At 65.2% G+C, this 22,523-nt stretch carries 19 protein-coding genes; 12 read left to right on the forward strand and 7 right to left on the reverse strand.

The genetic code is table 11. The annotated features are described in order from the left end of the window. Positions 1 to 44: 44 nt before the first annotated feature. The 3 genes from G7Y82_RS08980 to G7Y82_RS08990 form a co-directional block, all read right to left on the reverse strand. Positions 45 to 380 (reverse strand): phosphodiesterase, encoded by a 336-nt coding sequence (locus G7Y82_RS08980; protein ID WP_168147712.1) that lies wholly within the window; start codon positions 378 to 380, stop codon positions 45 to 47. Positions 381 to 505: 125 nt separating this feature from the next. Beyond that, positions 506 to 2,212, reverse strand: coding sequence for an Aq_1262 family (lipo)protein (locus G7Y82_RS08985; RefSeq protein ID WP_168147713.1), 1,707 nt, complete (start codon positions 2,210 to 2,212; stop codon positions 506 to 508). Positions 2,213 to 2,288: 76 nt separating this feature from the next. Further along, on the reverse strand, positions 2,289 to 4,037 hold the full coding sequence (locus G7Y82_RS08990; RefSeq protein WP_168147714.1) for a PhoX family protein: 1,749 nt from the start codon (positions 4,035 to 4,037) through the stop codon (positions 2,289 to 2,291). Positions 4,038 to 4,297: 260 nt separating this feature from the next. Here G7Y82_RS08990 and G7Y82_RS08995 point away from each other — a divergent pair, with 260 nt between their 5' ends. From G7Y82_RS08995 to G7Y82_RS09005, 3 genes are read left to right on the forward strand one after another with little or no spacing between them, the layout of a single operon-like run. Continuing rightward, complete coding sequence (locus G7Y82_RS08995; protein WP_168147715.1) at positions 4,298 to 5,545, forward strand: lipoprotein-releasing ABC transporter permease subunit; 1,248 nt, start codon at positions 4,298 to 4,300, stop codon at positions 5,543 to 5,545. A 49-nt stretch (positions 5,546 to 5,594) separates the two neighbouring features. Next, the gene (lolD, locus tag G7Y82_RS09000) at positions 5,595 to 6,287 is read left to right on the forward strand and encodes a lipoprotein-releasing ABC transporter ATP-binding protein LolD (RefSeq protein WP_206370539.1); all 693 of its coding nucleotides are present in this window, start codon (positions 5,595 to 5,597) and stop codon (positions 6,285 to 6,287) included. A gap of 20 nt (positions 6,288 to 6,307) precedes the next feature. Then, the gene (locus G7Y82_RS09005; RefSeq protein WP_168147717.1) at positions 6,308 to 8,587 is read left to right on the forward strand and encodes a DNA internalization-related competence protein ComEC/Rec2; all 2,280 of its coding nucleotides are present in this window, start codon (positions 6,308 to 6,310) and stop codon (positions 8,585 to 8,587) included. A gap of 81 nt (positions 8,588 to 8,668) precedes the next feature. Here the strand turns inward: G7Y82_RS09005 and hisI are convergent, their stop codons facing one another. The 3 genes from hisI to G7Y82_RS09020 form a co-directional block, all read right to left on the reverse strand. Continuing rightward, positions 8,669 to 9,145, reverse strand: coding sequence for a phosphoribosyl-AMP cyclohydrolase (hisI, locus tag G7Y82_RS09010; protein WP_168147718.1), 477 nt, complete (start codon positions 9,143 to 9,145; stop codon positions 8,669 to 8,671). Positions 9,146 to 9,256: 111 nt separating this feature from the next. Beyond that, on the reverse strand, positions 9,257 to 9,874 hold the full coding sequence (locus tag G7Y82_RS09015) for a hypothetical protein (RefSeq protein ID WP_206370509.1): 618 nt from the start codon (positions 9,872 to 9,874) through the stop codon (positions 9,257 to 9,259). Between the two features lie 53 nt (positions 9,875 to 9,927). Next, on the reverse strand, positions 9,928 to 10,773 hold the full coding sequence (locus tag G7Y82_RS09020) for a 6-carboxytetrahydropterin synthase (RefSeq protein WP_168147719.1): 846 nt from the start codon (positions 10,771 to 10,773) through the stop codon (positions 9,928 to 9,930). Positions 10,774 to 10,863: 90 nt separating this feature from the next. Between G7Y82_RS09020 and gltX the strand changes: the two genes are divergently transcribed. The 9 genes from gltX to G7Y82_RS09065 all read left to right on the forward strand — a co-directional run bounded on the left by gltX (position 10,864) and on the right by G7Y82_RS09065 (position 21,930). Then, positions 10,864 to 12,279 carry a glutamate--tRNA ligase gene (gene gltX, locus G7Y82_RS09025; protein WP_168147720.1) on the forward strand — a complete coding sequence of 472 codons (1,416 nt, stop codon included), beginning with the start codon at positions 10,864 to 10,866 and terminating at the stop codon, positions 12,277 to 12,279. A gap of 119 nt (positions 12,280 to 12,398) precedes the next feature. After that, positions 12,399 to 13,673: a mechanosensitive ion channel family protein gene (locus tag G7Y82_RS09030; protein WP_168147958.1), complete on the forward strand. Its 1,275-nt coding sequence runs from the start codon at positions 12,399 to 12,401 to the stop codon at positions 13,671 to 13,673. Between the two features lie 173 nt (positions 13,674 to 13,846). Then, entirely contained in the window at positions 13,847 to 15,754 is a 1,908-nt protein-coding gene (gene thrS, locus G7Y82_RS09035; protein WP_168147721.1) for a threonine--tRNA ligase, read from the forward strand. Positions 15,755 to 15,762: 8 nt separating this feature from the next. Beyond that, on the forward strand, positions 15,763 to 16,623 hold the full coding sequence (locus G7Y82_RS09040) for a M23 family metallopeptidase (RefSeq protein ID WP_366515645.1): 861 nt from the start codon (positions 15,763 to 15,765) through the stop codon (positions 16,621 to 16,623). A gap of 198 nt (positions 16,624 to 16,821) precedes the next feature. Further along, the gene (locus G7Y82_RS09045; RefSeq protein WP_168147722.1) at positions 16,822 to 19,173 is read left to right on the forward strand and encodes a catecholate siderophore receptor Fiu; all 2,352 of its coding nucleotides are present in this window, start codon (positions 16,822 to 16,824) and stop codon (positions 19,171 to 19,173) included. Positions 19,174 to 19,389: 216 nt separating this feature from the next. After that, positions 19,390 to 20,076, forward strand: coding sequence for a Fe2+-dependent dioxygenase (locus G7Y82_RS09050; protein WP_168147723.1), 687 nt, complete (start codon positions 19,390 to 19,392; stop codon positions 20,074 to 20,076). Position 20,077: 1 nt separating this feature from the next. Then, complete coding sequence (locus G7Y82_RS09055) at positions 20,078 to 20,746, forward strand: energy transducer TonB (RefSeq protein ID WP_168147724.1); 669 nt, start codon at positions 20,078 to 20,080, stop codon at positions 20,744 to 20,746. 10 nt (positions 20,747 to 20,756) lie between these two features. Next, positions 20,757 to 21,500 carry a MotA/TolQ/ExbB proton channel family protein gene (locus tag G7Y82_RS09060; RefSeq protein ID WP_168147725.1) on the forward strand — a complete coding sequence of 248 codons (744 nt, stop codon included), beginning with the start codon at positions 20,757 to 20,759 and terminating at the stop codon, positions 21,498 to 21,500. A gap of 1 nt (position 21,501) precedes the next feature. Beyond that, a complete protein-coding gene (locus G7Y82_RS09065; protein ID WP_168147726.1) occupies positions 21,502 to 21,930 on the forward strand; it encodes an ExbD/TolR family protein in 429 nt (142 codons plus the stop codon). Between the two features lie 209 nt (positions 21,931 to 22,139). Here G7Y82_RS09065 and G7Y82_RS09070 read toward each other — a convergent pair whose 3' ends face one another. Beyond that, positions 22,140 to 22,481: a histidine triad nucleotide-binding protein gene (locus G7Y82_RS09070; protein ID WP_168147727.1), complete on the reverse strand. Its 342-nt coding sequence runs from the start codon at positions 22,479 to 22,481 to the stop codon at positions 22,140 to 22,142. Between the last annotated feature and the right edge of the window lie 42 nt (positions 22,482 to 22,523).

The raw sequence follows: 22,523 nt of genomic DNA on the forward strand, positions 1-22,523 counted from the left end.
CTGCGGCCGATTTTACCGCGCTGCGGCGGTGGAGGTGGCGACGTTCAGCGCACCGGCTGTAACTCGTCGGCGTGCTGCAGCGGCGGCGGGGCGCCCTTGACCACGACATCGACGACCGTCGTGCGCTCGAAGAACACCGACCAGCCGTCGTAATCCCAGCGGGTAATCGGCGGGCGCTTCGGGCCACTGCCGCCGACCGGTGCGTGACGAACCTTGGGCTGCCCGAATTCGCGCAACACGGCCGCCTGCTTCTCTCCGCGCTGTGGCAGCGCCGTCGGCGCGGGGCTTTGCGCTGCCGGAACGGCGAGGACGTCAGCCAAGGCCGGTCCGGCAGCGATGACGCCCAATGCCAGCGCAGCAGCGGAAATTGTCTTTCTCATAAAAGGCTTGGCCCCCGAAGCTCGCGCTGACTATAGCATCGGCGACGCGGCGTCCAAAGTTGGCCGGCGCAAGCGGCATAGAGGCCGACAGCAGCGCCAGGCGCGCTGCCGGCCTTCGTTGGGCTTCAGGGCGCCAGGCGTGGCGCCGGCAGTGCCGTCGCAATGCCGGTCGGCAGGTCTTGCTTGACCTCACGCAGGACGTTCTGGGCCGGCTGCAACATCGGATCGCGGCCCAGCGCGTACGACTGCTCGCGAACGACGGCGAGATAGGCCTTGTTCAGTGCCAGTGCGCGCGCGGCCGACGGCAGCATCAAGCTCGACAGGTCGCCGGCCAAGGCCGCGAACGCGGCGTCGCGCGGCTGGCCGTCGTCGTCGAAGAAGCGTGCGCGGACCTCGTCGTTGGCGCGGTATTCGTCGCCGGCGTGGTTGGCGAGCAGATAGCTCGCGTATTCGGCCTGGCCGTCGGCGCGCTTCGGGTCGGCCCAGTTCGCGAACGGCCGCGCATCGCTCGCGGCGCCGCTCCAATGGCCCCAGCCCTGCGTGGCGCCGCCGCGCTTGCGTGAGTACGAGAACACCGTGTCGTCGGTCGCCGATAGGCCGCCGTGGCAGCCGAGGCAGAACTGCGATTCCTCCTGCGTCTGCGGTCGCAGGCGGCCGCCGCGATCCTCGATATAGCCCTGATAAACCCAGCCGAGCTTGCTCTTCATGCCGCGCTCGGGGTCGCCGTAGTACTGCTCCGGTTCGTCCGGCGACAGCGTCGCTTCCTTTTCTTCGTCGAGCGCTTGCAGGCGCAGCGACGAGTAGGTTTCCCAGCGCTGCTTGCGGCTGTAGCGCAGCTCCTTCATGCGCGCCGCCGGACGCACGACGCCGTCGTCGCCGACGTCGAGGTAGCGCACGCTGTGCAGGAACTCGGTGCCGACCGGGAACAGGCCGGCGGCGGCCTGGACACGGCCGGCGCGCTGCTCGTCGCCGGCGCGGCCGACGTAATACATGAATTGCTGCTTCAGCGGCGCCCAGTCGTAGACGACGTGCGTCGCGGTGCCGAGCGTGCCGTCGCGATCGAGGTCGGCGTCCAGCGCGCGCTCGTCGGTGGCGTCGATGGCGATGTCGGTGCGGCGCACCAGGCTTTCGACGATGGCCAGATTGGTCTTGTAGACGGCGGCGTCCGCCTTGCCGTCGCGGTCCTCGCGGAACGCGGCGGGCAGGCGGATCAGCACGTCGTCGAACGCGCCGTTGGTCGGCATGAAGGTGCCGGGAAAGGGGTAGTAGGTGAAGGCGCGCCAGCCAGTGGCGGCGCCGTCCGCGCTGCGGTCGAAGCCTTCGGCGTCGAAGCTGAACGCGGCGTCGGGAATGTAGCCGTCCCATTGGCCGTCGCCGTCCAGATCCCAGCGCTTCGGCACCGCGCGCAGGCGCTGCGCCAGATCGATGTGGCCGCGTGCGTCGTGGTAGTTGTCCTGACGGACGTACGCGAGGATGGCATCGTCGCCGGTCGCGGCGATCGCATCGCGGCGGTCGACGAAGAAATTCTTCCAGTCATTGTGCACGACGCCGGTCTGGCCGATCGACGGGAATGCGTACGACAGCTGGTTTTCCGGCTGGCTCTGCCAGTTCGGCTGGTCGGCGTCGGCGTGACAGACATAGCAGGGGTTCTGCACGGCGCTGTTGGCGACGTCCTGCGTACGCGTGAAGCACTGCGGCGGGATGTTGGCGATCTTGTTGCGCACCGGGCGCGTGCGTAGATCGATGCCGCTGTCGTCTGATTGCGGGTGGTGGCAGGCGGTGAGCAGCAGGGCCAGCGCCGTGGTGGCGGCGAGCGTGCGGAAATTCGACATGGGAAACCGGTGCAGGTGAAAAGCAAAAAGGTTCCGGCGCGCCAGGCGCGCCGGAACCGTGACCACGGATGACGACTTACTGATGCGCCGGCAGCGAGCCGACGTAGCCGAAGTACGAGCGGCGCTCCGCGCTTTCGTCGGCAACCAGGTCTTCATCGCTTTCGCCATACGGATGCTGCACGACGAACATGATGTAGCCGAAGCCATTGACGTCCGGGTAGTAGTACAGCGACGTCGTCTCCGAGCCGTACGGCGTCGAGCCGATGCGCGTCAGTTCGGCGCTCTCGATGTTGTACGCCCAGACCATGTCGTTCTGGTGCGCGCTCGAGGCGTCCTCGCCGATCAGCAGCGTCTTCTGGTCCGGCATGAAGCTGATGTTGTCCGGATTGCCGATGCCGTCGACGCTGCAGCTGTTGCCGTAGAAGGTGTCGCCTTCGGCGTATGACGCGGCAATGCCTTCGAGCACGCCGCTGGCGGTCGTCGCGGTGTAATCAGCGTCGACGTCGTAGGCGTAGATGGCGCCGCAGCTGTTCTTGCCGAGCTGCACGTCACCGGCGCCGTCCGACATGCTGGAGCCGACATCGCTGTAGGCGACATAGAGCTTCATGCCGGCCGGGTCGAAGCTCACGCCTTCTTCCTTCTTCATTTCGACCGTGGCGCCGAGGTAGCCGGCGTAGCGACGCGTTTCGAGGAAGGCCGCGGCCTGCTCCATGCCGGCGTTGAGCTTCAGGCATTCCTTGCTGCCGTTGGCGCTGACGTAGGTGTAGCCGGTCGCGCAGCTGCCGTCGGTGACGGTGCCGACGCTGAAGATGTCCTCGAACGTGGTGCCGGCGTCGATCAGTGCCTTGACCTCGGCGTCGGTGCCGCTGCCGAGTTCGATCCACGAGATGTCGGCGGTGCCGAGCGCCGAGTCGCTGCTGTCGCTGGTCTGCGACCACTTCATCGCGTACAGCGTGCCGCCGCTGAGGTCGCCGGCGGTATCGGCGACGTAGCGGAAGAAGCCGACATCGGTGCCGTCGTCCGACTGGTAGACGGTTTTTTCATCCGGCATCACGTACGACAGCTCGTGCGCGAAGCGGCCCATGGAGTAGTGCTTGGCGACGCTGGCGGCGCCGGCATCGCTGACCGTGACTTCGACCGGGTAGCCCCAGTAATACGGGTTGGTCGTGGCGCCGGCCAAATAAGCGCTCATCGACGAGGCGCTGTCGGTGCCGTTGGCGGCGTTCGGCTCGTATTCCTCGGAACCCAGATGCGTTTCCCACGGCGTGACCATGCCGGCGCAGGGGTTCCAGATGCCGTTGATGCCGGACAGGTCGATCGCGGTCGTTTCGACGGCGGCGAGCTTGCCGGTTTCGCTGTCCTGCGACAGTGCGGTCAGATACATGCCGCCCGGGCGGCTTTCGAACTGCGAGACGGCGTAGAGCTTGCCGCCGACCTGCAGGATCGACGAAAAGTCGTTGGAGTCGGCGATGGTCGTCGAGCCGTCGGTCTGGTAGATCGGCGTCATGGTGTTGTCGACGATCTGGCCGAACACATTGAGGCTGGTGCTGGCGCCGCGCTGTTCGCCGGAACGCAGGATCGTCACATACGAGGTTTCGCGTGTGACGCCGTCGACGGTGGCGTAGTCGCTGGCATAGACCTGGCGCTTGGCGCCGTCGGTGGCGGCGGCCTCGACGGGCGCGAAGCTGGTCGTCTTGACCACGTCGCCGCCGTCGTCGTTGTTGTTGTCATTGTTGTCGCTGCAGGCAGCCAGCAGCAGGGTGCCGACGACGGCGCTGGCGCTGAGCAGATACGCGCCGTGGCGGCGCAGATGCAGGTACGGCATGTTGGGGGGCTCCCTTGGGGTTGCTATGGATTCGCTGCCTGCGGTGCAACGGGCTGTTGCGCCGGGAAGACGGGCGAACCCTAGGGGCCGAGAATTGCGCTCCGGTGACGCTTCCGTGACGTCGTGAGTCGACTGACTCAAGCGAAAATTGAAGGTCAGTTCTTTGTCAGAAATGGAACGAAATCGGCGAGGTTGCGGTCTGCTCCTGCGGACGCCCGGAACTGGCGCGGCGTCCGGCCCTGTGCTCCAATCCGCGACTTATGCGTAATCCCTACGAGCTGTTCGCCGGCCTGCGCTATACGCGGGCAAAACGGCGCAATCACTTCATTTCGTTCATCTCGGCCGCGTCGATGCTGGGTATCGCGATCGGCGTCATGGCGCTGATCACGGTGCTGTCGGTGATGAACGGCTTCGAGCACGACCTGCGCGTGCGTATCCTCGGCATGGCGTCGCACGCGACGATTTCCGCGTATCGCGGCGGTCTCGAGGACTGGCAGGGCGTTGCCAAGCTGGCTTCGCAGAACAAGTCGATCGAAGGGTTGGCGCCCTATATCGAAGGCGAAGGCATGGTCAAAGTCGGCTCGAACCTGGCGGGTACCATGCTGCGTGGCGTGATTCCGGACGAGGAAACCAAGGTTTCCGACATCGACCAGCACATCAAGGCCGGCAGTTTCGATTCGCTGAAGGCCGGCAGCTTCAACATCGTGCTCGGTAGCGAGCTGGCCGAATCGCTGGGCGTGTCGGTCGGCGACAAGGTCGACCTGATGGTGCCGCAGGCCTCGGTGACGCCCGCCGGTCTGCTGCCGCGCTTCCGCCGCTTCACCGTCAGCGGCATCTTCCGCATCGGCATGTATGAATTCGACCGCGGCCTGGTGCTGATCAACCTGCACGACGCGCAGGCGCTGCTGCGCATGGGCGACACGGTGACCGGCGTGCGCCTCAAGCTCTACGACATGTTCGCCGCGCCGCGCGTGTCCCGCGAACTCGCCAATCAGCTGCCGGGCATCTACTACGTCGACGACTGGACGCACAGCCACGCGAATTTCTTCCGTGCCGTCGCCACCGAAAAGATGGTGATGTTCATCATCCTGTCGCTGATCGTCGGCGTCGCCGCGTTCAACATCGTCTCGACGCTGGTGATGGTGGTGCAGGACAAGCAGGCCGACATCGCCATCATGCGCACGCTCGGCGCGTCGCCGCGCTCGATCATGATGGTGTTCATGGTGCAGGGTTCGATCATCGGCTTCGTCGGCACGCTGATCGGCGTGGTCTGTGGCGTGGCGCTGGCGCTGAACATCGAGACGCTGGTGCCGATTCTCGAAAAGCTCACCAACCACCAGTTCCTGGCGCCGGATGTCTATTACATCAGCGACCTGCCGTCGCAGCTGAAGTGGACGGACGTGATCCGCATCGGTGGCCTGTCGCTGTCGCTGGGCCTGCTGTCGACGCTGTACCCCGCCTGGCGCGCGTCGCGCCTGCAGCCGGCGGAGGCGCTGCGCTATGAATAATGCCCCGAGCCGCTTGACGGCGAGCGACGATACCGACAGCGTTACGGCCATGGCCGACACTCCCATCATTCGCGCCGAGGGTCTGGCCAAGACCTTCGACGAGGGCCGCCTGCAGCTCGACGTCCTCAAGGACATCGATTTCAGCGTAAGCCGCGGCGAACGCGTTGCCATCGTCGGTGCCAGCGGCACCGGCAAATCGACGCTGCTGCACTGCCTGGGTGGCCTCGACGCCGTCAGCGGCGGCGCGGTCTGGGTCGGCGGCGAGAACATGTCGTCGCTGTCGGATGCCGCACGTGGCCGGCTGCGCAACCGCATGCTCGGCTTCGTTTACCAGTTCCACCATCTACTGCCGGAGTTCACGGCCGTCGAGAACGTGGCGATGCCGCTGCTGATCCGGCGCATGCCGGCCCGTGAGGCCGAGGCCAAGGCCGCCGAACTGCTGACGCGCGTTGGCCTGCAGGGCCGCCTGCAGCACAAGCCTGGCGAAATGTCTGGCGGCGAGCGCCAGCGTGCCGCTGTCGCGCGTGCGCTGGTGACGCAGCCGGCCTGCGTGCTGGCCGACGAGCCGACCGGCAATCTCGACACCAAGACCGCCGAACGCGTGTTCGATCAGATGCTCGACCTCAACCGCGAATTCGGTACCAGCCTGGTCGTCGTCACGCACGACCTGCATCTGGCGCGCCGCATGGATCGCATATGGACGCTCGAAGGCGGGCGCCTGGTCGAGACCTCCGCGCCCTAGCGGCTGCTTTCACGGCCGGCGTGCTGCTGGTGCACGCCGGGCCGTCGCTGGTTCCCTTTCCTGTCTTGTTGCTGATCGTCGCGGTCGCGTTGTGGCCGTGGCGGCTCAGACCCTTGTTGCTGGCGTTCGCGTTCGGTGTGGTGCTGACCCAGTGGCAGGCGCAGCGTGTGCTCGACCGGCAATGGCCGGAGGCGCGGTACAACCAGGAGCACTGGGTGCGCGGTCGCATCGCGTCCTTGCCTGAGCGCAGCGCCTCGTCTTACGGCGACGGCTCGCAGATCTGGCGTTTCACGTTCGCCACACACGATGCTGCTGCGGCAGCGCTGCCGGCTCGCATGCGCGTGTCGTGGTACGGCAGTGACGCGAAACTGGCCGGCAATCAATGCTGGCGTTTCCTGCTGCGGCTGCGCAGCCCGCATGGCTCGCTCAACCCCGGTGGCTTCGACTACGAAGCTTGGCTGTTCCGCCAGGGCCTCGGCGCGACCGCGACCGTGCGCGACGCCGAGCCCTGCGGTCGTGCCGGCGGTCATCCGATTCTCGATCTGCGGCAACGCTGGACGACGCGGGTCGACACCGCGCTCGGCACGCGGCCCGGCGCGGCATTGCTGAAGGCCTTGACGGTGGGGGCCACTGCCGATTTGCGCGATGCGGACTGGAATGCGTTCCGCCGCACCGGTACGACGCACCTGATTGCCATTTCCGGCTTCAATCTGGCGCTGGTCGCCGGCGTCGCGTTCTTCGTGCTGCGCTGGGCGTGGTCGTGCCTGCCGCGCGCCTGTCTCTGGATCCCGGCGCAGCGCGTGGCGCTGATCGGTGCCGCCGGCTTTGCGCTGTTCTATGCGCTGCTCGCCGGCTTCGAGCCGCCGGTCGCGCGCGCCGCGTTCATGTTGCTGGCGCTGCTGGTTGCGGCGCTGGCGCACCGGCTGTCGCAGGCGGGGCATGCACTGGCATTCGCGTGGCTGGCGATACTGATCGTCGATCCGTTCGCGGTGATGGCGCCAGGCCTGTGGTTGTCGTTCGGGGCGGTGTTGTCGATCTACTACATCGCTGCCGGTCGTTACCGGCCCGACCCGGCGTGGCGTGCAGCGTTGCGCATGCAGTTGTTTCTGAGCCTGGTGCTGGCACCGCTGACGCTGTACTACTTCCACGGCCTGGCCTGGGGCGCACCGTTCATCAATCTGCTCGCCGTGCCGCTGTTCGCCGTTCTGACGCCCGCAGCGCTGCTGGTCATGGTTGCGGCCAGTCTGTCGGCGGCTGTCGCGCATTGGGTGTTGGTGCCGAGCGCCGTCGTCCTCGAGTGGCTGTTGCAAGCCCTGCAGTGGCTGGCCGTGCACTGGCCGCACGCCTGGGTGCCGGCGGCACCGCCACTGGCGGCGCTGGTCTTGGCGATGGTCGGCGCCGTGTTGCTGTTCGCGCCGGCGGGCTTGCCGTTGCGAGCGACCGGGGTGCTGTGCCTGATGCCGCTGTGCTTTCCGCCGCGGCCATCAGCGCGCGGCGGCCTGGAGATCAGTGCGCTTGACGTGGGGCAGGGCCTGTCGGTGCTGGTGCAGACGCCGCATCACCGCTTGCTCTATGACGCCGGGCCGGCATTCGGCAGCGGCTTCGACGCCGGTGAATCGGTGGTCGCGCCCTTTGCGCTGAATCGCGGCGTGCGCGCCCTCGATATGCTGGTGCTGTCGCATGGTGACAACGATCACGCCGGTGGCGTGCCGGCCGTGCGGCGACTGCTGCAGGTCGACGACGAAATCGGCACGTCGCGAGGCCAGCCGTGTGCGGATGGCCGGCACTGGCAATGGGATGGCGTCAAGTTCACGATCTGGCAGCCCGATCCCGGCAGCCTTCAGGACAATGATGCGTCGTGCATCCTCAAGATCGACGGGCCGTTTTCGGTGCTGTTGCCGGGCGACATCGAGCAGACTGCCGAGTCCGACTTGCTGGCGCAGCATCCGGGTGCGCTGCATGCCGACGTGCTGCTGGCACCACACCACGGCAGCAACACCTCGTCGACGCCCGCCTTCGTCGAGGCTGTGGCGCCACAGCTGGTGATTTTTCCGGCGGGTTGGCACAACCGCTTCGGTCACCCGCGACCGCCGGTCGTGCGTCGCTACCGTGATTGTGACGTGCGCATGGTGATGACCGGCGAATCGGGCGCGGTCAGCGTCTGGCGGCGCGATGGCGGCGCGCTGGCCGTAGAGGCCTGGCGCGATATCGGCCGCCACTTCTGGAACGCGGCGCCGGAGCCCCGCGCATATTGGCGCCGGGCCGCCGCCTCGCTGCCGCACGAAGCTTGTGGCGGCTGACGCGCGGCAACTGCTACGGCAATGAAAAAGCCCGGGCGTTCGGCCCGGGCTTGATTTGTTGCGCCTGATGTCGCGCGCGGCTCAGAGCTTGGTCGGATTGGGCGCGTCGCCGTAGACGGCCTTCGGATCGAAGGTCTTCTCGGCCTCCTCGAAGTGCAGTTCGCGGACGTCTTCGCCGTCGCCGGTCGGCACCGAGCGATAGAAGCACGAGCGGTAACCGACATGGCAGCTGGCATCGCCGATCACGTCGACCTTGAGCCACACCGCGTCCTGGTCGTCGTCGATGCGCAGTTCGACAATCTTCTGCACCAGGCCCGAGGTCGCGCCCTTGTGCCACATGACCTGACGCGAGCGCGAGTAGTAATGTGCTTCGCCGGTCAGAATCGTCTGCTTCAAGGCCTCGGCATTCATGTAGCCGAGCATCAGCACTTCACCGTTATGCGCGGCGGTGGTGACGCAGGGCAGCAGACCGTGCTCGTCGAACTTCGGCGCGAGTTCGCGACCTTCCTCGACTTGCTCGATGGTGACACGCGGGAAGAAGTGGATGTCTTTGGCCATGGCTGACGACGGATTCCTGCTGTAAAACGCGGCGCCAAACAAAAGGCCGCCCGAAAAAGGGCGGCCTTTATATCACAGCGCACCGTCAGGCGGTGCGACGCCGCACGACGCCTATGGGCGCGCCGCGCGCTTGTTGTCGCTGTGATTCGGCGCGCGCATCTGCGGGGCCGGCGCGCGTTCAGCCTGCACCGAGCCGCGGAAGCTGTTGCCGCCGCCATTGCTGGGGCGTGCCGGGCTGACCGGGCCACCCATGATGGGCCGCTGGCGGTGATTGTCCGGCGGCGCCGACGGGCCGCTGCCGCCGCGATAGCCGCCACCCGGCGAGCCGCCGTAGTGGCCGCCGCCATCATGCCCGTCATGGTCGTCGTGTCCGCCGTGATGGCCGCCGTCGTGATCGTCCTGGCGATACCGGTAGCTGTCACGATAGTTGTTGCTGTAGTGATTGCTGCGATAGACGATCGTGGCATTCGGGCCGTAGTAATAATCCGGTCCGTAATAGCCGTAATAGCCATAGTTGCCGTAGTAGTACGGCGAACTGTAGCCATAGTAGCCGCCGTCATAAGGCTGATATGGCCCTGGTGCCGGAGCCGCCGCCGCGCCACCGACGACGTAACCGTAGTCGACGCCCGGGCGAGCTGGCGGATCGACTATGCAGCCCGCGAGTCCGGTAGTGGCGATGGCCAATACTCCCAGCGTCGCGAGCCGAAATTTATATCTTTGGGTGCTCATGGCCCAACTCTAGCGGGCCGCGCTGAACTCGATGTGAACGGGGTGACGAACGGTCAGCACTGGCCTGCGGCGAGCGCGCCCTTCATCACGCCCTCGTAGGCGCGGACCGTGATGCTGTGCCCATGCTTTTGGGAAGTCATTAATTTATTCAAAAGCTTGCTGGCGATCTGCTCGACCGTGCTGTCAGTTTCGAGCAGATCGACGCGGCCGCGGGGCAGCGTCAGTGCATAGGCGCCTTCGGCGGCCGTATAGGCGAAATGGATGCGCTCGCCGTCATCGCTGACGATGTCTTCGCAGGTGCCGAGATAGATGTCGCGCCACTGCCGTGCGATATCGGCTTCGAGGGTCGCGTCGCGCTGCCCGTCGATCCGCACTTCGATCCGCGAGCGATGCCCGTGCGCGATGCGCTGACACAGACCGTCGTGTTTCTTCAGCCCATGGACGTAATGGTAGAGGGCGCCGTCGATCTGTTCGTGGCGCAGGCTCAGGCCGAGGCGCCGAACCGTGGCCGGCAACACCGCTTGCAGGCGCGGCCGCAGGTAGGCGGTCAGCGTGTCCGCGGTCACCACGTCGGTATCGAGCACGCTGACCGCGGCATCCGGAGAGTGGTGTTCGATGTCGCCGTGGGCGCTGGTGAAGCGCAGCATCGTCCGCCCGGCCTCACGGGCAATCGTCAGCGCCGCCGAGCGGCCCGGCACCAGCAGGCTATGGTCGACGCTGCTGTCGATCGCGCGCTTCAGGCGCTTTTTGACCTCGCCGAAGTCGAGCACCATCGACTGTCCGTCGAGATCACCCTCGAGTTCGATATCGACGATCCAGCTTTCGCCGACCAAGCCGCGCGTGGCGTCGAGGTAGGCGCAGTCGATGACGGTGAGCTGTTCGACGAAAAGGCAGGACACGGGCAGGGCAAGGATGAGGCGGGAAGAATGCATAGTTTAGAATGCGCGGCTTTCCGGCGCCTCCCGCCTCACTGCGATTTTTTGAAAAACATGTCCGTCGTTACCCGCTTTGCGCCGAGCCCGACCGGCTTTCTCCATATCGGTGGCGCGCGCACCGCGCTGTTCTCGTACCTCTACGCCAAGCGCTTCGGCGGCAAGTTCCTGCTGCGCATCGAGGACACGGACCGTGAGCGCTCGACGCAGGAAGCGGTCGACGCGATCTTCGAAGGCATGGCCTGGCTGGGCCTGAAGTCCGATTTCGACGAGGTCTATCAGACCCAGCGCTTCGATCGCTACAAGGAAGTGGTCGAGCAGATGATGGCCGCCGGTCATGCGTACTACTGCTACGCGTCGAAGGAAGAACTCGATGCGATGCGTACCGAGCAGATGGCGCGCAAGGAAAAGCCGCGCTATGACGGACGCTGGCGTCCGGAGACCGGAAAGACCTTGCCGCCGCCGCCGGCCGGCGTTCAGCCGGTGGTGCGCTTCAAGAACCCGCTCGAGGGGCAGGTCGTGCTCAAGGACCTGATCAAGGGCGAGATCGTCTTCGACAACAAGGAACTCGACGACCTGATCATCGCCCGTGGCGACGGCACGCCGACCTACAACTTCTGTGTGGTCGTCGACGACTGGGACATGGGCATCACGCACGTCATTCGCGGTGACGACCACGTCAACAACACGCCGCGGCAGATCAACATCCTCAAGGCACTGGGCGCGCAGGTGCCGCAGTACGCGCATGTGTCGATGATCCTCGGCGCCGACGGCGCCAAGCTGTCGAAGCGCCACGGCGCGCTCGGCGTCACCGAATACCGTGCGATGGGCTTTCTGCCGGAGGCCTTGTTGAACTACCTGGTACGTCTCGGCTGGAGTCACGGCGATCAGGAGCTGTTCACGCGCGAGGAAATGATCGAGAAGTTCGACTTCGACCACGTCTCGGCCAGCCCGGCGCGCTTCGACATGGAGAAGGCGTACTGGGTCAATCACCAGTACCTGAAGAGCGCCGATCCGGCGGTCGTGGTGCCGGAGTTCGACTGGCATCTGCGCCGCATCGGCGTCGATCCGGCCGCCGGGCCGGATCTGGCGGCGGTGATCGAGCAGCAGCGCGAGCGCTGCCGGACGCTGGTCGAGATGGCCGAGAAGTCCAGGTTCCTCTATGCGGAACTCGACGCTTACAACGAAAAGGACGCCGCCAAGCATCTGACGGCTGACGGGGCGACGGTGCTCGACGAACTGGCCGCGCAACTCGAAGCGCTGCCGGCGTGGACGGCCGCGGCGCTGCACGAGGCCGTCAACGGCTTCGCCGCCGGCAAGGGCCTGGGACTCGGCAAGGTCGCGCAGCCGATTCGCGTGGCCGTGGTCGGCATGGCGATCTCGCCGCCGATCGACCAGACGCTGTTTTTGCTCGGCCGCGAACGCACGCTGGCGCGCTTGCGCGCGGCCGTGGCGCACGTCCGCGGCGCCTGAATGGTGGACGCCGTGACGTCGGCCGGTGACGGTCGTCGACGCGGCGCGAGCCCGGTGTCGCGCGTCACCGCCCGCGCCATGCCGATTTCCACAAGGAGCAGGCGGTGCGGGGTTCGATGATGGAACAGATCGCGGCGCTGCTGGAGCAGCCCTACATGCGGAGCGCGCTCGGCGCGGCGCTGCTGGTGTTGTGCGCCTGGTTGGCTGATCACGCCGCCAAGCGACTGTTGCTCAAGGGCATGCGCCTGCTGACGCGGCGCACCGTGTGGCGCTGGGACGACGCATTCTACGAACACGGCGTGTTCAAGCGCCTGGCGCAGATGGCGCCGACGCTGATCATCCAGTTCGGCATTCGTCTGGTGCCGGGCGTGCCCGACAAAGTCGAGCTGATCGTTCGCAATATCGCGTTGGCCGGCACGGTGCTCGCCGCGGTGCTGACGATCAGTGCCGTGCTCAATGCGCTCGACGCCTTGTATCAGGCCACTGAGCAAGGCCGCACGCGCTCGATCAAGGGCTATGTCCAGCTGGCCAAGATCGTGCTGTTCGTGGTCGGCGCGATTGTCGTCATTGCCTTGTTGATCGACCGCTCGCCGCTGTTGCTGCTGTCCGGACTCGGTGCGATTTCGGCGGTGCTGCTGCTGGTGTTCAAGGACACCATCCTCAGCCTGGTCGCCAGCATCCAGATCGCGTCGAACGACATGCTGCGCGTCGGCGACTGGATCACCATGCCGCAGTTCAATGCCGACGGCGACGTCATCGACATCGCCCTGCATACGGTCAAGGTCCAGAACTGGGACAAGACCGTCACCACCATTCCGACCTGGCGGCTGATCTCCGATTCGTACAAAAACTGGCGCGGCATGCAGGACATCGGCGCGCGGCGCATCAAGCGGGCGCTGGTGATCGACGCCAGCAGCGTGCGCTTCCTCGACGATGCCGAGCAGCACGACCTGCACCGTTTCAATCTGCTGCGCGACTATCTGCAGAGCAAGCGCGAGGAACTGGCGCGCTGGAACCGCGAGCTGGGTGAGCACGGCAAGGTCCCGGTCAATCAGCGCCGACTGACCAATCTCGGCGTGTTCCGCGCCTATGCGCAGGCTTACCTGCAGGCGCATCCGGAAATCGAGCATCGACAGACCTGCATGGTGCGCCAGCTCGACCCGACGTCGACCGGCATTCCGATGGAGATCTACTGCTTCACGGCGACCACGGTCTGGCTCGAGTACGAACGCATTCAGAGCGACATCTTCGACCATCTGCTGGCGATCCTGCCGGAGTTCGGCATGGCGGCCTACCAGCAGCCGTCCGGTGTCGACGTGCGCCATGCCCTGGCCCCTGCCGGCGCGGGCGTGTCGGAGCGCACAGCGCCGGTGCAGGCTGATAAAATCGCTTGATGTACGCCTTCGCATCGCCACCGCAGCGGCCGCGACCTGAGCGAACGTTCGAGCGGCTGACGGCCGCTTTCATGTTCGATTGAGTTCCGCCGAGCGGCGCCCGTTCCGGGGCGTCGGCGGTGTGGTCGCGCCATCCTGGCGCCTGCTACGGCAATCCGTTTTCCAGAAAATCTATGTCCATCGAAATCACCTTCCCGGACGGCAACGTCAAATCGTTCGACGCGCCGGTTACCGGCCTTGCCATCGCCCAGGGCATCTCGCCTGGCCTCGCCAAGAAGGCGGCGGTCATCAAGGTCAATGACGAACTCTGGGATCTGACGCGGCCGATCGACCGCAGCGCGTCGGTCAGCATCGTCACCCGCGACAAGCCCGAAGCGCTCGAAGTCATTCGCCATGACGCCGCGCATGTGCTGGCGCAGGCGGTGCAGGAACTGTTTCCGGGCACGCAGATCACCTTCGGTCCGGCGACCGAAGTCGGCTTTTACTACGACTTTGCGCGCGACACGCCGTTCACTGACGCCGACCTCGAATCGATCGAGGCGAAGATGCGCGAGATCGTCAAGCGCGATCTGCCGATCACCCGCGAGATCTGGCCGCGCGAGCAAGTGCTCGAGTTCTTCCAGACCACCGGCGAGCGCTTCAAGGCCGAATGGGTCAGCGAGGGCATTCGCCCGGACGAGGAAATCAGCATCTATCGCCAGGGCGAGAAGTGGCTGGACATGTGCCTCGGCCCGCATCTGCCGTCGACCGGCAAGCTCGGCACCGCGTTCAAGCTGATTCGCGTCGGTGGCGTCTACTGGCGTGGCGATGCCCACAATGCGCAGCTGCAGCGCATCTACGGTGTGGCGTTCGCCACCGACGACGAGCTCAAGGCCTATCTCAAGCAGGTCGAGGAAGCCGAGAAGCGCGATCACCGCAAGCTGGCGCGTCAGCTCGACCTCTTCCATCAGCAGGAGGAGGCGCCGGGCATGGTGTTCTGGCACCCTAAGGGCTGGGCGATCTGGCAGGCCGTCGAGCAGTACGTGCGCGGCGTCTACCGCAAGTCCGGCTACCAGGAAGTGCGCGGCCCGCAGATCATGGACGTCAGCCTGTGGAAGAAGTCCGGTCACTGGGACAACTACCACGACAACATGTTCTTCACCGAGTCGGAGAAGCGCACCTACGCGATCAAGCCGATGAATTGCCCGGGGCATGTGCAGATTTACAACGCCGGCCTGCATTCGTATCGCGACCTGCCGATCCGCTACGCCGAATTCGGCGGCTGCCACCGCAACGAACCATCCGGCGCGCTGCACGGCATCATGCGCGTGCGCGCGTTCACGCAGGACGATGGCCACATCTTCTGCACGCTGGAACAGGTCGAGGGTGAAGTCACGGCCTTCCACCAGCAGGCGATGCAGGTCTACCAGGACTTCGGCTTCGACGACATCGCGGTCAAGCTGGCGCTGCGTCCGGACAAGCGGCTCGGTAGCGACGAAGCCTGGGATCGCGCCGAAAACGCCTTGCGTGCGGCGCTGCGCGCCGCCGGCGTGGCCTGGGAAGAGTTGCCGGGCGAGGGTGCGTTCTACGGGCCGAAGATCGAGTACCACATGAAGGATTCGATCGGCCGTAGCTGGCAGGTCGGCACCATGCAGTTCGATCCGATGATGCCCGAGCGCCTCAACGCCGAATACATCGACGAACAGTCGCAGCGGCAGCGGCCGATCATGCTGCACCGTGCCATCGTCGGTTCGATGGAGCGCTTCATCGGCATCCTGATCGAGCATCACGCCGGCAGCCTGCCGTTCTGGCTGTCGCCGGTGCAGGCGGTGGTCGCACCGATCGTTTCCGACGCCGACGGCTATGCCGAGGAAGTCTGCGCGCTGCTCAAGGATGCCGGCCTGCGCGTCGAGACCGATCTACGCAACGAGAAGATCAACTACAAGATCCGCGAACACGCCACGCAGAAGATTCCGGTCATCATCGTCGTCGGTCGCAAGGAGGCCGAGCAGCGCAGCGTGACGCTGCGCTTCCGCGGCGTCGATGCGCAGGAAACGCTGTCGCTCGACGAGGCCGTACAGCGCCTCAAGACGCTGCGCTGAGGCAAGTCGTGACGGCACGCCTGCTGCGCGGTATTGCACTCGTGGTCGCCGCGCTGGTCGCGGCGACCGCGGTGCGCGCCGCCGAGCTGCCGTCCGGCATCAGTCTGCGCGGCAAGTGGACGCAGGGCGCGGTGCTGTTCGGCAAGGCCCCGGTCGGCACGCGAGTCTGGGTTGGTGGTCGCGAGCTGAAGCTGACGCCCGGTGGAAACTTTGTTTTCGGTCTCGACCGCGATGCGCCGCGCGATGCGGTGCTGCGTGTGCAGATGGCGGGGCAGGCCGATCCACGCGACTACCACTACGCGGTCGAGCAGCGCCAGTACAAGATTCAACACATCGACAACCTGCCGGAAAAGATGGTGACGCCGCCGAAGGACGTCATCGACCGCATCATCGCCGATGCCAACGAGGTCAAGGCGGTGCGGCAGATCGAAACCGATGGCACCGGCTTTCTGCAGCCCTTCATCTGGCCGGCGCGCGGGCGCATCTCCGGCGTGTTCGGCAGCCAGCGCATTCTCAATGGCCAGCCCAAGCAGCCGCACTACGGCGTCGATGTCGCGGTGCCGGTCGGCACCAAGGTCCACGCGCCGGCCGACGGTGTCGTCGTGCTGGCCGAGCCGAATCTGTACTACACCGGCGGCACGCTGATGGTCGACCACGGCTATGGGCTGCAGTCGGCGTTTCTGCATCTGTCCAAGCTGCTCGTGAAAAAGGGCCAGCACGTCAAGCAGGGCGACGTCATCGCCCTGTCGGGCATGAGCGGCCGGGCCACCGGCCCGCATTTGGACTGGCGCGTGAACTGGTTCGACGAGCGCGTCGACGCGCAGATGCTGGTGCCGCCGATGTCGTCGGCGACTCCGATTCAGCACTAATCCCACCCCAGCGGGTTTGCGCTTCGAGTCGAAGCGTCACGAAGTGTCTCGATTTTGCTTTTACTGAAAATGATTCTCATATAGACTTTCATTGTTGTCCGTACCCAGTCATCAACAAGCCAGGTCCTCGGACGGGGTGAGGCGCCGGCGGCATGCCGGTGCGCTTGCGATGAATAATCAACAGGGAGCGCGTACGTAATGAAGTTCCGTCTCAGTCCGATTGCGGTGGCCATGCTGGCGATCCACGCCATGCCGGCGGTGGCACAGCAATCGTCGACGTCCACGACGAGTGATGAGCCGTCCAAGGATCAGGCCACACAGCTCAGCGGGGTCAAGGTCGAAGCCGATGTCGAAGCGACCAGCCCCTACAAGGCCGATGCCGTGCAGTCACCGAAGTTCACCCAGCCGCTGCGCGATACGCCGCAGACGATTCAGGTGATCACCAAAGAGCTGTTCAACCAGCAGGGCGCCACGTCGCTGACCGAGGCGCTGCGCAACAGCCCGGCGGTCGGTACGTTCTATGCCGGCGAGAACGGCTCGACGACTACAGGCGACACCATTTACATGCGTGGGTTCGACGCCTCGAGCAGCATCTTCGTCGACGGTGTGCGCGATCTGGGTTCGGTGACCCATGATTTGTTCAACATCGATCAGGTCGAGGTGGAAAAAGGGCCGGCCGGAACCGACAACGGTCGTACGTCGCCGTCGGGCGCCATCAATCTGGTCACCAAGCAGGCGAATCTCGACAACGCGATCTCCGGGACGCTGACGACCGGCACCGACGGGCAGCACCGCGCGACCGCTGATCTCAATCAACGGCTCGACGCCATCCCGGGAGCGGCACTGCGTCTGAACGTGCTGTGGCAGGACAGCGATGTTGCCGGACGCGACCACGTCAACAATTCACGTAGCGGCATCGCACCGTCGCTGGGCTTCGGGCTCAATACCGATACGCGTGCCTATATCGATTTGTTCTACGTCAAACAGAACAACGTGCCCGACGGCTTCGTGCCGACCATCGGCTTGCCGACGTGGACGCCGCAGACCGGCGAAGAGGCGCTGGTCGGTCATCCGGTCGACTCGAGCAACTATTACGGCACGCGTTACGACCACGACGACGATACGTCGAAGATGGCGACGCTGCGGCTCGAACACGACTTCTCGGAGAAGCTGAAGGTTCGCAACATCGCACGCTGGGGCGAAACCTCCCAAGACTACATGCTGACGTCCTTCATGGGCACCAGCGCGAATGTCACGACCTCCAATCCCGACGATCCGAGCGACCTGTCGGCCTACACGTTGGCGCGCAGCAATCTCAACACAAAGGATCAGATCAACAAGATCCTGACGGATCAGCTGAATCTGACTTATGAGTTCGAAACCGGCCTGATCAAGCACAGCCTGAGCACGGGCTTGGAAGTGACGCGCGAAGAGCTTTACTCGCATGATGTCAGTGCCAGCGGGGTTTCGGCAGCGAACCTCTATGACCCGGATTGGAACGATGTCGGCACTCTGACCGTGACGCGCCCTGGTTCGAGAAGTCACGGCAGGACTGACACCGAATCGGCCTACGCGTTCGATACGTTGAAGTTTTTCGAAGATCGCTTGCTGGTGACCGGCGGTGTGCGCTTCGATCATTACAAGACCGATTACCTGGCGACAGGCGTCTGCAACACTGAGGGCTACGGCGTCAATTCCCGCCGTACCATCTACTGCAACGGCGCGGATCTTGGCGACATTGTCACCTCGGCTGACGCGAGCGATAGCGATACGCTGTTCAACTGGAAGCTCGGCGTGGTCTACAAGCCTGTCGAAGCGGCGAGCCTCTATGCCGACTACGCCTTGGCGCAGCAGCCGCCGGGCGGGTCGAACTTCCAGCTCGCGGCCGCCAGCGACACGTCGCTTTCGGCAAACAGCATCAACGCCGATCCGCAAAAGACCAAGACCGCCGAGTTGGGCGCGAAATGGGATGCGCTCGACGGCCTGCTGTCGCTGAATGGGGCACTGTTCCGCACGGAGGTCTCGAACGAGATCAATTCCGATGATCTGGACGAGAACGGCGCGCCGACGCAGACCGGCAAGAAGCGGGTCCAGGGTGTCGAGCTTTCGGCGGTTGGCAACATCACCGAAAACTGGTCGATCTCGGCTGGCTATACCTATCAGAAGACCAAGATCGAGGACGGCCCGACCGTCACGTCCGATGGCTCGTCGAATCTGACGTACACGCCGAAGGATGCCTTCACCAGCTGGACGACGTATCGACTGCCATACGGCGTCACCATCGGTGGCGGTGCGCGCTATGTCGCCGGCCTGCACAAGGGCAGCGACGGTGGCGACACCGCGGGTGGCGGCGCGACGCCGTCCAGCACCTCGTCCTACACGGTCTGGGATGCGGTCGCATCCTACGACGTGAGCCGCAACTTCACGCTGCGTGCGAACGCGTACAACGTGTTTGACAAGGACTACATCGCGGCTATCAACAAGAGCGGCTATCGCTACCAGCCGGGAACGCCGCGCACGTTCCTGTTCAGTGCCGATTTCCGCTTCTGACGTGACACGCGGCGGGAGACGGGTGCTCCCGCCGCATTCGAATTTTCGGGATTTTGTGAACGCACGAGCATCCAGAATTCAGCGGCAGATGAGGGCGCCCATGGCGCACGGGTCAGGTCATGCCATCGGCTTTCGTGAGCCCGGCAAGGCCGCTCGCCACAGCGATGCGGCGTGCCGTGGCATGAGCCGAAGTGCGCGCCTGGGCGGGATGCGCTGATGCTGTTGCAGATCCCCAAGGTCCTCAGCGCGGAAGCCGTTCAGGCCGTTCGGCGGGCGCTCGAGCAGGCGGACTGGGCGGATGGCCGTGAGACCGTCGGCGTGCAAGGTGCGCAGGTCAAGCGCAACGAACAACTGCCTGACAGCTCGCCGCTGAAGGCCGAACTCGGTGCGCTGGTCCAGGCGGCACTCGATCGCCATCCGCTGTTTTTCGCAGCGGCCTTGCCGGTCCGCGTCATGCCGCCGCGCTTCAACCGGTATCAGAACGGCGGCACGTACGGATTTCATATCGACGGATCGGTGATGCGGGTGCAAGCGGCGGATCGTGCCGCCTACGTGCGGTCGGATATTTCGTGCACGTTGTTCCTCAACGAGCCGCAGGACTACGACGGCGGCGAGCTGGTCATCAGCGACACTTACGGCGAACACCGGATCAAGCTGCCCGCGGGCGACATGGTGTTGTATCCGTCGAGCAGTCTGCATCAGGTGACGCCGGTGACACGTGGTGCACGACTGGCGTCGTTTTTCTGGGTGCAGAGCATGGTTCGCGATGACGCGCATCGGCGGCTGCTGTTTGAAATGGATACGACGATCGAAAGCCTGCGGCGCAGTGGCGCCGACGCCGCGGCCGTGCTGCGGCTGACTGGCGTTTATCACAACCTGCTGCGTGGCTGGGCCGAGGTCTGAGATGGCAGCCGTCATTGCCACTGCGCCACATTATCTGGGACGCCCGCGGCCAGCGGGCGCGCCGCAATGGCTGGCGCTGGCGCTGATCGTCGGCCTGCATACCGTTGCGCTGGCGGCACTGTTCGCCGCGCACGCGGCGCCACCGAAGCCGGCACAACCGCCGCGGACCATGATGGTGTCGTTCGTTACGGAGCAACCCAAACCGACGCCACCCGCGCCGCCGCCGCCGAAACGGTCCGAGCCGCCGAAACCGAAGCCGAAGATGATCGCGACGCCTAAACCGAGCCCGTCGCCGATTGTCGCGCCGCCGATCGACAAGCCCCCGCCGCCGGATTCCGCGCCCAAGGTCGAGGAGGTGCCGCCCGCGCCGCCTCAGGTCGTGCCACCGAACTTTGTGGCGGCCTATCTCAACAACCCGGGGCCGCGTTATCCGCACCTGTCGGTTCAGATGCGCGAGCAGGGCACCGTGCTGCTTCTGGTGTTGGTCGACGCCAATGGGCGTGCGCAGAAAGTCACCGTCAAGACCAGCAGCGGCCACTCACGCCTCGACGATGCCGCAGTCGACGTCGTGCGTCAGCGCTGGCGCTTCGTGCCGGCCAAGCAAGGTGACCAGAACGTCGCCGCCTGGGTCGAGATTCCCATCACCTTCGAACTGAAGCACAGACACTAGAGACCCTCACATGGACGCAACGCAAGCACTGGGCGTCAGCCATTTCGTCGTGCATGCCGACGGCGTGGCCAAAGCCATACTCGTCATCATGCTGATCGCATCGATCGTCAGCTGGTATCTGATCGTCACCAAGGCGATCGGCAATCTGCGGGCGCGCCGCCGCAGCGCACGCTTTCTTGATTTCTTCTGGAATGCGCCGTCGCTGAATGAGGTGGCGATCAAGCTCGAGAGCGATCATCCGGATGAGCCGTTCTCGCATCTGGCCTATCACGGCATCGCCGCGGTGCGCCACCACGAGCGTTATGGTGCCAATCGTCTCAACGAGGCCGGCAGTGCCAGCGACTTCGTCACGCGCACGCTGCGCAAGACCATTGACGAGGAGACGGCGCAGATGGAATCGGGGCTGACGATTCTGGCCTCGATTGGCTCGACGGCCCCATTCGTGGGCTTGTTCGGCACGGTCTGGGGTATTTATCACGCGCTGCTGGCGATCGGCGTGTCCGGCGTCGGCACGCTCGACAAGGTGGCCGGGCCGGTCGGCGAAGCGTTGATCATGACGGCGATCGGTCTGGCCGTCGCGATCCCGGCGGTGCTGGGCTACAACTTCATTGTCCGTGCCAATCGCGTCACGCTGGCGCAGCTCGATGCGTTTGCGCACGATCTGTTCACCTTCCTCGGCACCGGCGCCAAGATCGAGCCACAGGCATCGCCGAACGTGACGCCGCTCAATCCGACGCTGTCGACGAGAGGCTGACATGGCATTCGGGAGTTTCAGCGGCAATCGTAGTGCGGCGCCGATGGCGGAGATCAACGTGATTCCGCTCGTCGACATCATGCTGGTCCTGCTGGTGATCTTCATCATCACCGCACCGTTGTTGACCAATGCGGTGAAGATCGATCTGCCGAAGGCGTCGAGCGAGCCGAATGTCACGCAGGTCGACAACGTGCAGCTGGCGATCGACGCCGACGGGCAGCTGTATTGGGATGGCGAGAAGATCGACCGTGCGACCTTGCTGGTGCGCCTGCACGACGCCGCGCAGCGGCAGCCCGAACCCGAGCTGCATCTGCGCGCCGATCACGACACGCGCTACGAAGTGATTGCCGAGGTCATGAGCGAGGCTGGCAAGGCCGGCCTGACCAAGATCGCTTTCGTGACCGACCCGTCGCCGTCTCCAGCGCCCTGAGCGAACGGCCGGCTGGCGGTTGAGGTGGGCCGGAACCAGGCGCGGTGCCCGTGCCAGCCGCGGGGCACGTACTGCTTAACGGCGCCCGACCGTCGTTTCTGACCGGCTCGGTTCGCGATCGAGGTATGGCTAGGCGGGGCCAATGGCCCCGAGTGGAGCGGGACCCCGGCCAGGGTAAGTCCATCGGACCTTTCCTGGCGTCGCCGGTTTCATCCCGGGGGCCACTTGAACGGGCGGCCGGCGAGGATGTGAATGTGCAGGTGGAATACCGACTGGCCGACCGCCGCGCCGTTGTTGACGGCGAGCCGGAAGGCGTCGGCATAGCCACCCGCGGCGGCGATGCGCGGCGCCGTCAGCAGTAGATGGCCCAGCAGGGCCTGATCACCCGCGTCAGCGTTCATCAGCATCGTGATCGGCTTGCGTGGCACGAGCTGGACGTGAAACGGCGCCTGCGGGTTGATGTCCTTGAAGGCCACGCACAGTTCGTCCTCGTAGACGATTTCGGCGGGGATTTCGCGGTCGCAGATCTTCTCGAACAGGGTTTTGCTCATCGGTGATTCCGGTGCGCTGTGTCGGTCTTGGTTGACTGATAG

The organism is Solimonas marina, assembly GCF_012241385.1.
In the GTDB taxonomy this organism is placed as follows: domain Bacteria; phylum Pseudomonadota; class Gammaproteobacteria; order Nevskiales; family Nevskiaceae; genus Solimonas; species Solimonas marina.